The organism is Ectothiorhodospira haloalkaliphila ATCC 51935 (genome assembly GCF_000633935.1).
Lineage (GTDB): Bacteria > Pseudomonadota > Gammaproteobacteria > Ectothiorhodospirales > Ectothiorhodospiraceae > Ectothiorhodospira > Ectothiorhodospira haloalkaliphila.
Window position 1 is genome coordinate 214928 of sequence record NZ_KK214995.1, and the last position, 10770, is coordinate 225697.

General features: G+C 61.7%; 11 protein-coding genes and 2 pseudogenes. 7 read left to right on the forward strand and 6 right to left on the reverse strand.

Going from position 1 to position 10770, the window contains the following annotated elements; all coding sequences use genetic code 11:
- The first annotated feature begins 3 nt into the window (after nt 1–3).
- Together ECTHA_RS0100960 and ECTHA_RS0100965 are read left to right on the forward strand one after the other, a co-directional pair.
- On the forward strand, nt 4–672 hold the full coding sequence (locus tag ECTHA_RS0100960; RefSeq protein WP_025281212.1) for an SOS response-associated peptidase: 669 nt from the start codon (nt 4–6) through the stop codon (nt 670–672).
- Nucleotides 673–834: 162 nt separating this feature from the next.
- Nucleotides 835–1434: a LemA family protein gene (locus ECTHA_RS0100965; protein WP_025281213.1), complete on the forward strand. Its 600-nt coding sequence runs from the start codon at nt 835–837 to the stop codon at nt 1432–1434.
- Here ECTHA_RS0100965 and ECTHA_RS0100970 read toward each other — a convergent pair.
- The gene (locus ECTHA_RS0100970; protein ID WP_025281214.1) at nt 1423–3771 is read right to left on the reverse strand and encodes a LemA family protein; all 2349 of its coding nucleotides are present in this window, start codon (nt 3769–3771) and stop codon (nt 1423–1425) included. The two genes, ECTHA_RS0100965 and ECTHA_RS0100970, sit on opposite strands and share 12 nt — an antisense overlap.
- A gap of 222 nt (nt 3772–3993) precedes the next feature.
- Here ECTHA_RS0100970 and ECTHA_RS16440 point away from each other — a divergent pair.
- Nucleotides 3994–4692, forward strand: a pseudogene (locus ECTHA_RS16440) (DUF429 domain-containing protein).
- 4 nt (nt 4693–4696) lie between these two features.
- On the opposite strand, the gene ECTHA_RS0100980 reads toward ECTHA_RS16440, so the two are convergent.
- Nucleotides 4697–5134, reverse strand: coding sequence for a hypothetical protein (locus ECTHA_RS0100980; protein ID WP_025281215.1), 438 nt, complete (start codon nt 5132–5134; stop codon nt 4697–4699).
- Between the two features lie 93 nt (nt 5135–5227).
- Here ECTHA_RS0100980 and ECTHA_RS0100985 point away from each other — a divergent pair, with 93 nt between their 5' ends.
- Complete coding sequence (locus ECTHA_RS0100985) at nt 5228–6337, forward strand: PQQ-dependent sugar dehydrogenase (RefSeq protein WP_025281216.1); 1110 nt, start codon at nt 5228–5230, stop codon at nt 6335–6337.
- 11 nt (nt 6338–6348) lie between these two features.
- Here ECTHA_RS0100985 and ECTHA_RS0100990 read toward each other — a convergent pair whose 3' ends face one another.
- The 4 genes from ECTHA_RS0100990 to ECTHA_RS16445 form a co-directional block, all read right to left on the reverse strand.
- A complete protein-coding gene (locus ECTHA_RS0100990) occupies nt 6349–6585 on the reverse strand; it encodes a DUF938 domain-containing protein (RefSeq protein WP_025281217.1) in 237 nt (78 codons plus the stop codon).
- A gap of 2 nt (nt 6586–6587) precedes the next feature.
- A complete protein-coding gene (locus ECTHA_RS0100995; protein ID WP_025281218.1) occupies nt 6588–6839 on the reverse strand; it encodes a BrnA antitoxin family protein in 252 nt (83 codons plus the stop codon).
- Nucleotides 6832–7113: a BrnT family toxin gene (locus ECTHA_RS0101000; RefSeq protein ID WP_026623437.1), complete on the reverse strand. Its 282-nt coding sequence runs from the start codon at nt 7111–7113 to the stop codon at nt 6832–6834. The genes ECTHA_RS0100995 and ECTHA_RS0101000 overlap by 8 nt, the downstream gene beginning before the upstream one ends.
- 69 nt (nt 7114–7182) lie before the next feature.
- Entirely contained in the window at nt 7183–7833 is a 651-nt protein-coding gene (locus ECTHA_RS16445) for a DUF938 domain-containing protein (protein WP_025281220.1), read from the reverse strand.
- 189 nt (nt 7834–8022) lie between these two features.
- Between ECTHA_RS16445 and ECTHA_RS16450 the strand changes: the two genes are divergently transcribed.
- The 3 genes and pseudogenes from ECTHA_RS16450 to ECTHA_RS19985 form a co-directional block, all read left to right on the forward strand.
- Nucleotides 8023–9081 (forward strand): GGDEF domain-containing protein, encoded by a 1059-nt coding sequence (locus tag ECTHA_RS16450; RefSeq protein WP_051582524.1) that lies wholly within the window; start codon nt 8023–8025, stop codon nt 9079–9081.
- A gap of 27 nt (nt 9082–9108) precedes the next feature.
- Complete coding sequence (locus ECTHA_RS16455) at nt 9109–9963, forward strand: Fic family protein (protein ID WP_025281221.1); 855 nt, start codon at nt 9109–9111, stop codon at nt 9961–9963.
- A 476-nt stretch (nt 9964–10439) separates the two neighbouring features.
- Nucleotides 10440–10770, forward strand: a pseudogene (locus ECTHA_RS19985) (ATP-binding protein); the annotation flags it as partial.

Below are 10770 nucleotides of genomic sequence, written 5' to 3' on the forward strand. Positions count from 1 at the left end.
GCCATGTGCGGACGTTACGCCCTGCATACCGCCTGCAGCCTGATCGCCCAGCGCTATCTGGACCTGGAACTGACCGAAGATAACTTCGAGCCCCGCTTCAACGTGGCACCCGGGACGCTGATTCCCGTCATCCGCATGACCCCCGATGGGTTGCCCTCGCTGGACCAATGCCTCTGGGGATTTCGGCCCGCCTGGGCGGGTGACGATGCCCCAAGGCCGATCAATGCCCGGGCGGAGAAGGTGGCGGTGAGCCGCTACTTCCGTGAAGCGTTTGCACATCGGCGCTGCCTGGTGCCTGCTAATGGCTGGTATGAATGGCAAGGGAGTGGCCGGGAGAAGCAGCCCTTTTACGTCACCTTGATGCAGCAAGCTGAGAACGAGGCCCTGTTCTTTGCCGGTATCTGGGAGCCATCCGCAGATAATGGGCCTGATGGCTGCGCCATCATCACGGAACCGGCCCGCCCGCCACTGTCGCAGATCCACCCCCGTCAGCCGGTGGTGCTGGATCCTTCCTGTCTCTCCGCCTGGCTGGATCCTGCCATCACCGAGCGCCAGTCCATCCGCCAATGGATGCGCCGCCTGGCCCCGGAACGTCTTACCTGTCATCCCGTCAGCCAGCGCGTGAATCATGCCTCACATGAAGGGATAGACCTGATTGAACCAGTGCCCTGAGCCGGTCTACACATGGTCGACTTACAGTGGGATGGCTGATATGGGAGCATTTTCGATGGCAGATCACTCAAGGACACATGGGGCACAACCATGTGACATGGGAGATCGATCGGGGAACGGCCTTGGGGCAATCCCCTTAATGACGAAGAGGGGCACGGTTTCATGGTTGAACTGATATTGCTGGGGGCACTTTTACTGGGCGTCGTGGCCATCATTGGCTGGACGATTTCCATCTTCAACCGCTTGGTCACGCTGCGTAATCAGGTGGCCAACGGATTTGCACAAATCGACGTGCAGTTGACCCGTCGCCATGATTTGATCCCCAACCTGGTGGAGACAGCCAAGGGTTATCTGCGCCATGAACGTGAAACCCTGGAAGCGGTGATCCAGGCACGCAACCAGGCTGCTGCAGGCTTGAAACAGGCGGCGGCCGACCCTACCAACGCCTTGGCCATCCAGCAACTGGCCGGTGCCGAGGGTGCCTTGGCAGGTTTGATGGGCCGCCTGTTTGCGCTCTCCGAGGCCTATCCGGACCTGCAGGCCAGCGAGAACATGCAGCAGCTTTCGGCGGAGCTGGCGGCCACGGAGGATCGCGTCGCACTGGCGCGTCAGGCCTTCAACGACTCTGTGCTCAACTACAACAATGCCCGGGAGATCTTTCCGAACCGTCTTGTCGCGGGCCCGATGGGGTTTGAGGCCGCGCAGTTGCTGCAGATCGAAAACGTCTCCATGCGTCAGGCGCCCAAGGTGTCATTTGGTTGATGGCACCATGGCGGATACATCGGGCGGGGTGGCAACCGACACCTCCGCCCGGAAAAAATCACGCCGGCGAAATCGGAGCAAGGTAGCCAGAAAGACTTCCGGAATATGCCCCAGGCGCGTGTTGTATCGCTCCACGGCATGGTTGAATCCGTCCCGCATGAAGGCCACCTCGTTTTCCAGTGCCACCAGGGTGTCATGGAACCCGATCATCGCCTGAGATGTGGTGAGATCAGGATAGGACTCACGTAACAGGCGAAGCTGTTGCAGCAACTGTTGCTCAACGGCCAGCAACTGCTCTGCCTTGGGAATATCCACCGCCTCGCTGCTGGCCTGAGTGCGTAACTGGGCCAGTCTCTCCTGCAGTGTCCGCTCGTGGGCCATGGATGTCTTGACGACCTCCTGGATGGTCGGGATCAGGGTAGCTCGTTTTTGCAGGGACACGCCAATATTCGACCAAGTGGTGTCCACGCGATTTCTCAGGAACACCAGGTCGTTGTACATCAGCACCACCACGGCAATCAGCATGTAAATGGGGGTGATCATCGCCGCAATGAGCAGAGCAGCCCCATTGAATGCCCCCATCAGTCCAATCAGGGTCAGCAGTGCCGCCAGGGCTGCAATGAAGCCCAGGGTCAGGGAAGTAAAGCCGCCCCGGGCCTTGCGGAGCATCAGCTGAGCCTCGCTGAGATTGCTGAGGAGGTAAGGCGGTTCAGAGGCCGCCATGTACAGCGACTGCTGGGTTTCGGGGTCAATCTGTGCCCGTCCCAGTGCATAGAGGGTGTCGCCCACGTCCAGGCGCTCCTCCGTATGCCGGTAGCGACCACTACTGACGATCGCGCCGCCGGGCGCCCGATCCGTTTGGCGCTGGGTGTGTTTGCGGGTTGTGATGACCTGGGCGCCTTCGGGATCAATGGGGAAGTCACCCTCACGATCACGACAGATGAAGCGTTTACCCACCTTTTCCTCACTGATCGTGACCCAGCTGTCCTTCTTTGTGCCGCGATTTTCCTCCAGTTTGTAGTGATAATAGACACATCGTGTCTTTTCGATAGGTGAGGTGAGTGCTTCATCCCGAGGCGCGGGGAGTATTTCACCCTTGAGTTCCGTAAGGCCGTAGGTGGCGCCGGCACTGGGGCTGGTGGGTATGTTTTCAATGGTGCGTTTGAGATGAATCATCGACAACCCGATGGGCAGCATGAAGACGGCCCCAAGGGCCCCGATGATGAGGATGAGCACGGGTGCTCCACCTTCCAGCCGGGTGGGTTCAAAGTTTGCCTCCCTGACTTCCATGACCTGCAAGGCCTCACCGCCCAGGGGGACGGAGTCGGGTCGTTCCCATCCGCTCAGTCTGGCCACAAGGCGCTCGGGCCAGTGCTCCCAAGTGCCACGCACTCGCTCGGTGGTTCGCGCAACATTGACATGCAGGCGTTCAATCAGTCGGGCTTGCTCCTCGGGTAAATGGGTGTGCAGCGCTTCGCTCCAGGGAGGCAGTGAGTCCCAATACCCGTCCCATTGCAGGCCATGCTGGCTCAGAGCCCCCTGAATGGTCTCCCTGGCGGCCTGGGCGGCGGCCTCTTGCTGCTGCATGGCCACCTGAAGATCGACCCTGGCCGCAGCCAGGCTCCACAGCATCAGCAATGCCAGCGTGGAAACCATGAGCAGACTGAGGAAGGCCGCCACCTTGTGTATGCGCATGGTCCAGCACAGGGTGAGTACGATCAGGGCCACGGCAGCCAGCGAGAACCAGATGGACATGAGAGTGGTGCGGGCAAGGGACTGGCGCTGATGCGATTCCCCGAAGGCGGAAACCCGTGCCACGTAATGCTCCGGCAGTCCATGTAGCGAGATCCCCAGGGTGTGAGCCACCGGACTGGCCAGACCCAACACCGTGATCGCATCGCCCGGGTCGATCCGGTACTCCGTGAAACGCCGATCACCTCGGGTCTGCTGGTATTTCCTGGGCGCCGAGAAGCCTTGGCGGCCTCTATCGCTGTATATCCTCACGCTGCCTGTTTCGTCCTCGAGCCGCAGGAAACCGGTGGCGTCGCGAGTGTCGCTGACCGTTCGCCAATAGTAACCCCCTTCCGAGTCACGTACCTTGCGCTCCTCGACATGTCGAAAATACAGCGTCTGCCGTCGGGAACTGGGTGCGGTGACCATGGGACCATCACTGGTAGCCTTACCCGACAGTTGCACCACGCCGGGAATGATTTCGGCCACCTTGATCTCGGGGAGTCGCTCCACCGCCCGCATTTGCCCCATGCTCGTCAGGCCGGAATGGGCGGCATAGCCGGCCGCGAGGGACAGCAGAAGGATCGCAATCAGGCGCAGCAGCATTGAGTGGGTCCATATGGCGGGCGAACCTCAAGCATCAATGGCGATACAGGGGCTGGCAAGTCATCTGCACGTCGTCCAAGGGGCGACCGCGCTCCACCACCGCAACCTGTCTCACACCCGGACGCGACCCTGGCGCCTGACTTTCTTATACTGGCAGGCATGGAGGTACCCAAGGGTGTGAGTGCTCGTATCGAGCCGCTGGCATGTTCAGGTCACGGGCCTGTGGCCGGCCTGGATGGTTGCCGGGGGCGATGGTTGTGCGTGACGGGCGATCCTCACTGCCCCGAGACGATCCGCGCCTTGATCCTGGAGAACCCACGCGATCTCCTGGACCTGGATCCCCGTCCCCAGGTGGTGGGAGCGGACATCCCCATTGGCCTGGCAGACGCGACGCCTCGCCGTGCCGATGTGGAGGCCCGTCAGCGCCTGGGTCGCCCGCGCGGCAGCAGCGTATTCCCGGCACCCTTGCGGGTGATGTTGCAGGCCCCATCCTACGAGAAGGCCTGCCTGCTTGGTCGCCAGCATGCGGGGCGGGCCCTGTCCCGCCAAACCTGGAACATCATTCCCATGATCCGGGCCATGGACAACTTCCTGCAGGAGTGCGTGGACCGTCAGGCCTGGCTACGGGAGGTGCATCCTGAACTGAGCTTTCAGGCATGGAATCAGGGCCAGGCCATGAACCACAACAAGAAGACATCCGAGGGTCGCCGGGAGCGACACAGCCTGTTGGAGGCGACTTTCCCGTGAGCACACGAGGCGGCCTGCCGTGATCTGGTCCATGAACGCTACGCACCGGACGACCTGCTGGATGCCTTCGCCGTATTCTGGACCGCAGCCCGGATCGCTCAAGGGCGTGCCATGCGGCTGCCCGAGGTGCCGGAGAAGGACGCCACCGGGCTGCCCATGGAGATCGTGTGCTGATGAGTTATTCGGGACGTGGGCTCAACCAGGCGAACAGCAGCCCACCCAGCGCACCCGCCAGTGCCAGCGCCAGGATGCCGGTGGAGAACCTTGATGCACCGATCAGGGTGGCCGGCAGCAACTGGTTCATCACCACCAGGGCAACCGAGATGCCGGCGGCGCCGGCCAGGGTGTGGAGCGCGATACGGGCCTCTGGCCACCAACGTGCAATCAGTCCACTCACGGGCAGGGCGATCAAGAAGGCGGCTGCCACCAGCACGCCGTAGGTGGGGGCAAAGTTGAGCAGGTCGTGGGCGGTGCTCTCCAGTCGCATCAATGCGTCGACGGGCGCCCCCAGGCCCTGGATCATGGCCAGGTTGAACTGGGTCTGTATGATGCTGCCCAGCAACGTGGCCAGCAGAAGACCCGCAAACCAGGCCAACGCCGTGTTGAGTCGTTGCATGACACCTGCCTCCTGGATGCTGCTGCGGTGATGGCCCTCGGGACCGTGCATGGTTATTCTTGCAGGTCAGCCCACCGAAATCACGTTGCCGACATGACCCTGCGACTGATAATGGCATTGCCGTTGGCCCTCATCCTGTTCGCCGCGCCGCTCAAGGCGGCGGATTACCGTATCGATACCATCGCCTCGGGGCTGGAACATCCCTGGTCACTGGCCTTTTTGCCGGATGGCCGTATGCTGGTCACCGAGCGGGCAGGGCGCCTGCGGGTGATCGAGGACGGTGAGCTTCTGGAGGCACCCGTGGAGGGCGTGCCCGACTCCTTCGTGCGTAGTCAGGGCGGCCTGCTGGAGGTGCTGCCCCATCCCGAATTCGAGCAACACCCCTATCTGTTCCTGACGCAGGCCGTGGGGGAGCCCAGGGCCAACACCACGCGGCTGATCCGGGGGCGACTGGATGGCAACACCCTCACGGAGGTGGACATCCTGTTCGAGGCCACGCCCGATCGCACCCGACCGGTGCACTATGGCGGTCGCATGACCTTTCTGGACGATGGCACCCTGCTGCTGGGACTTGGGGATGGTTTTGACCATCGCGAGGACGCCCAGCGCCTGGACAGTCACACCGGCACCATCGTGAGGCTGGACCCGGAAAGCGGCCGCGCCCCCGCCGACAATCCCTTTGTGGGCCGTGACGATGCATTGCCGGAGATCTACAGCTACGGCCACCGCAATGTTCAGGGCCTGGTATGGGATGCACAGACCGGCATCCTCTGGTCCCACGAGCATGGCCCACGTGGCGGCGACGAACTCAACATCATCCAGCCGGGCGCCAACTATGGCTGGCCCGTCGCCACCCACGGGGTTGATTACTCCGGCGCCATCATCACCCCCCACACCTCGTTGCCGGGCATGGAAGACCCCATCCATCACTGGACGCCGGCCATCGCTCCGGCGGGCATGGCCCTGTATCGCGGCGATCTCTTCCCCGAGTGGCAAGGCAGCCTGTTCATCACCTCCCTGGTCCAGCGCCATGTGCGCCGTCTCACCCTGGACGGGACCCGCGTGGTGGATGAAGAAATCCTCTTCGACGAGGTGGATGAACGTATCCGCGACGTACGCACCGGGCCCGATGGTGCCCTGTATCTGCTCACCGACAAGGCGGATGGACGTGTGCTGCGCGTGGACATGCCGACCGTCCCGTAAGGGGGGGCGGGTCACGCCCTGTCGGCAGGCATTCGCTCCAGAATGATGGAGAAATTATTCACCGGCATATCGATCACGGATTGCAGGGATAGCCCCTGTTCCCGCCCCAAGGTTTCGATATCGGCGATGTCCCGCACACCCCAGTCCGGGTTCTGGGCCCGGAGGTACTGGTCAAACCGCTGATTGCTGGGCGCGGTGTGCGTCCTGTCGCGGGAGTAGGGGCCAAAGCCTCCCTCACCCGATTGCACGCTTAGCCGGCATGGTCTAGCTCCTGTCGGAGGATTTCCCTGAGTTTACCGGCAGTTAGCGGTACGTTTTCATCGTCAAGTGCTGCCCGCAGGGCCTCATTGATTGCGGTTTGATACCCGATCCCTCTGGATTCGGCGCGCCCCCGGAACGCTTCTATGACGTCATTATCCAACATGATCGTGATGCGGGTTTTTCCAGGGGATTCGATCACGGAGCCGCGATTACCCTTGCTGAAATCATATTCTTTACGCATGGTAGTTTCTCGCCTCATTTTGGCTGGCCTTACGCGCGGAAATGATTCGGACTCGATCGTTCCGGGGGGTGTGGACTACGACCAGAATTCGGCCCAGAGAATCCGCGCCAAGAGTGACGAAGCGGGGCTCATCTTCCGAGTCAGGGTCCTCAATGGTGATCCCAAATGAATCTCTCAGCACCTGCTCTGCATGAGCAAAGCTCACCCGGTGCTTGCGAAGGTTGGACGCCGCCTTCTCTGGATCGAATTCGATCTCCATGCGGGCAGTGTGCATACTATATGCATACCGGTCAATGCTCGTTAAAGCGAATATTTTAAGCGAAGAAGGGACTGACCGGTCGGGTCACGCCCTGTCGGCAGGCATTCGCTCCAGAATGATGGAGAAATTATTCACCGGCATATCGATCACGGATTGCAGGGATAGCCCGTGTTCCCGCCCCAAGGTTTCGATATCGGCGATGTCCCGCACACCCCACTCCGGGTTCTGGGTCCGAAGGTACTGATCAAACCGCTGATTGCTGGGTGCCGTATGCTTCCTGTCGCGGGAGTAGGGGCCGTAGAGGTAGAGCAGACCGCCGGGTGTGAGGTACTGGCCAGCACCTTTCATCAGGCCCTCCGTGGTGGCCCATGGCGAGATGTGAGTCACATTGATGCAGACCATGGCGGCAAAGCCATCCGCTGGAGGGCGATCCGATTGCCCCAGCCCCCAATCCGCCTGACCCGCATCCAGTCGCACCGGCGCCTGCAGATTGGGCAGGGACGCGCCCTCCCGCCAGGCCGCGATACTGCTCAGGTGATGCGGATCCAAATCGGTGGGCCACCAGGTGATGTCGGGGAACGCGCGGGCAAAGTCCACCACATGCTGACCGGTGCCACTGCCCACCTCCAGGGCATGATGGCCACCCAAGCCCGCGAAGGCATCCCGCAGGACGTCCAGAATGGGGGTGATGTTTTCGTGGTAGGAGGGGGAATCCAGGCGAGCGTTGGCGGACATGAAGTCTGGCTCCGGGGCTCATGGGTGAGGGTCACTTGCGGCGACTGGGGCCATCAGCGGTCACGGGAACCTCGAAAAATCGCCCCAGTCAGGGCATCATACTCCCAACTCTCCCGATCGGGTGGATGCCCGTCTTGCAGTTCGGATTCTCTCACCCGGGAGACGACCCAATTGGATAGGTCCCCGCGCATGCATCCTTTTCAAGCGAATCATGACCATCGCCGGGGGGTGCTGCAGGCCATGCTGCTGGTCACCGTGATCAGCGCCCTCATTTTTGCGGCCCTCAACTTCCCCGATGGCATGTTTCTGGTGGCCTGGATCCAGGTGGCCGTTGCCGTTTTCGCCGCCGGCTTGCTGGTGGTGGTGCGCCGTACAAAGAGTCTTCAGATATGGGCTGTCTGTTTCGTGCTGGTCTTACTGACAGTCACGGTCGTGCTGCTCAGCCGGCCGGATGTCTCGAAGTTCGCCTTCGTCTGGCTGCTGATCATCCCGCTTGTCACCCATCTCCTGCTTGGCTCCAGGCTCGGTCTGCTGTTGTCATTGACCTATATGGGGCTGGGCGCCGCCATTTACCTCTACCGCTTCGGTGGTAACGCCGAACTCGTTCGGGTGGAGGTGCTGTCCAATGCCGTCATCGCCGCATTGACCACCCTGGGTCTGTCACATTTCTACGAACGCCACCGCGAACGCACCGAACGGGAACTGATGCGCCTGGCAACGACGGACCCGCTGACCGGATTGGCCAATCGCATGCGTCTGCACGATGTCTTCCGGCGGGAACGGGCGCAAGCGCAGCGCAATGGAACCGCGCTGTCGCTGCTCATACTGGACCTGGACCGCTTCAAGCAGATCAACGACGAGCACGGTCACGAGGCTGGCGACACGGTGCTGGTCGCCTTCGCCGACATGCTGCGCGCGCGCCTGAGGGAGACCGACCTCATCGTACGCTCTGGCGGTGAGGAATTCCTGGTGCTGCTCAACAACACCGATGGCAAACAAGCTGTCGCCATCGCCGAGCAACTGCGAGCAAATCTGGAGCAGTTGCCCATCCATTACGGGGGCCAGGTCCTCAAGCTCACCGTCAGCATCGGTGTCGCCAGATACGGAACGGACGGGCGCGACCTGGATACGCTCACCCGAATCGCCGACGAGCGCCTTTACCAGGCCAAGGGGAGTGGTCGCAACAGCGTTTGTGGTGGCCCTGAAGATGAGGGTGGGGTGGCGCTGGTGATGGCCGCTGGTGGATAACCCGCAGGCTGCGACCGCGACAAAGCGATGACGATACCCAAGCTCAAATCCCTCGGTGGACTCGACCGCAATCTGCAACAGTCGTTGTTGAGCCAGATCCGCGACCTCTGGACCCATACCTCCACCGCTCTGGAGGGCAACAGCCTCACCCTGGGCGAGACCAAGTTCATCATCGAGGAGGGGCTGACGGTCTCCGGCAAGCCGTTGAAGGATCATCAGGAGGTGATGGGGCATGCCCGCGCCATCGAACTGATCTACAACGCGCTGGGCGGGGCAGTCACCGAATCCCACTTGTTTGACCTGCACCGGGCGGTGCAATCAGAACTCGTGGCGGACATCTACAAGCCCTGCGGTGCCTGGAAGGCTGAGCCCAACGGCACCTATGCCGTCACCGAGGAGGGGCGCCAGACCTTCATCGAATACGCCTCGCCCGAAGACGTGCCCGCGCTGATGGCGGGGTGGCTGACCGAGCTCAATCGGCTCGCTGAGGAATCCCTGAGCGAGACGGACGCGGTCGATGCCTATGCCAGGTTGCACCTGGGGTTCGTCCACGTACATCCGTTCTGGGACGGCAACGGGCGCCTGGCCCGTCTGTTGAGCAACATCCCGGTGCTGCGCTCCGGCCATCTGCCGGTGGTGATCCACGTGCGCGACCGCAAGGAATACATCGACATCCTGGCCCGATACGAGCTGGCCAGCGGGCAGCTCACGGCCGAAACCGGTGTCTGGCCCGCCGAGGCCCAGGAGGCACCCTTCCGAGCGTTCTGTCAGCGGTCCTACCAGGCGACCCGGCAACTGGTTGAGCAGGCGAGTGAGCAGCAGGCGAGGCGCGACCTTCGTCGCAACGCTCATAAACCGCACTCAGATCGGGATGACGAATGACTGGCTCCGTTAGTCCCTGAGTTCGAGGTCTTCCCGAATCACCTCCGGATGGCGGAACGCAATCTCGATGAGCGCCTTTGCCGGCCCTGAGGGCTTACGCCGCCCCTGTTCCCATTCCTGACCTGGGAGGAGCGGACCTGGGAGACGGAACGGACTGTGGAAGGGCGCTGCATCCGGGTGTGGGGTGCCTGAGCGGGCTGCTGATCGTAACAAACCTCGAGAGAGATCAGTCTTTCGGATCTGTAATTTGAACTGATTCACATTTCTATCGATTGACGTTGTCACCTTTCTGAAATTGTGGAAAATACACCCTGTCGCCAGTGAAGGCAGTCAGGGATGAAAGGCAGTGCATCATGAAGGCACTGCATCATGGAGGATCCGTTGGATGGATTCATTGCCGCGCGACACCGGGCCCCGCCACATGGATTGTGGCGGGGCCTTTCCTATTCTGCGGGCTTCCGTCCTATACTGCGGTCATGCCTCGCTTCTTCAACAATGCCGGTCCCACGGTCCCCGCTGACCACTATGCCATTGATCCTTTGAGTCGCATCGACTGGGAGGATCTGCAGGCGCTGATCGAGCAAAAGCGTTATTTTGTCCTCCATGCCCCGCGCCAGACGGGCAAGACCACCACGCTGCTGGCGATGATGGAGACGATCAATGCCCAGGGGCGTTACGCTTGCGCGTATGCGAACATCGAGGCGGCCCAGGCAGCGCGCGGGAATGAGGAAAAGGGCATCCCGGCCGTCTGCGATGCCCTGGTCAATTCCATCCAGCTCTACCTGAAGGATGATCACCTGTCCCGAT

What these genes read in the sequence shown, in the direction of transcription:
- ECTHA_RS16445 (WP_025281220.1), bottom strand. Translation starts at nt 7,833, where the DNA reads ATGTCCGCCAACGCTCGCCTGGATTCCCCCTCCTACCACGAAAACATC.
- ECTHA_RS0100965 (WP_025281213.1), top strand. Translation starts at nt 835, where the DNA reads ATGGTTGAACTGATATTGCTGGGGGCACTTTTACTGGGCGTCGTGGCC.
- ECTHA_RS0100970 (WP_025281214.1), bottom strand. Translation starts at nt 3,771, where the DNA reads ATGCTGCTGCGCCTGATTGCGATCCTTCTGCTGTCCCTCGCGGCCGGC.
- ECTHA_RS0100985 (WP_025281216.1), top strand. Translation starts at nt 5,228, where the DNA reads ATGACCCTGCGACTGATAATGGCATTGCCGTTGGCCCTCATCCTGTTC.
- ECTHA_RS16455 (WP_025281221.1), top strand. Translation starts at nt 9,109, where the DNA reads ATGACGATACCCAAGCTCAAATCCCTCGGTGGACTCGACCGCAATCTG.
- ECTHA_RS16450 (WP_051582524.1), top strand. Translation starts at nt 8,023, where the DNA reads ATGCATCCTTTTCAAGCGAATCATGACCATCGCCGGGGGGTGCTGCAG.
- ECTHA_RS0100960 (WP_025281212.1), top strand. Translation starts at nt 4, where the DNA reads ATGTGCGGACGTTACGCCCTGCATACCGCCTGCAGCCTGATCGCCCAG.
- ECTHA_RS0100980 (WP_025281215.1), bottom strand. Translation starts at nt 5,134, where the DNA reads ATGCAACGACTCAACACGGCGTTGGCCTGGTTTGCGGGTCTTCTGCTG.
- ECTHA_RS0100995 (WP_025281218.1), bottom strand. Translation starts at nt 6,839, where the DNA reads ATGCGTAAAGAATATGATTTCAGCAAGGGTAATCGCGGCTCCGTGATC.
- ECTHA_RS0101000 (WP_026623437.1), bottom strand. Translation starts at nt 7,113, where the DNA reads ATGCACACTGCCCGCATGGAGATCGAATTCGATCCAGAGAAGGCGGCG.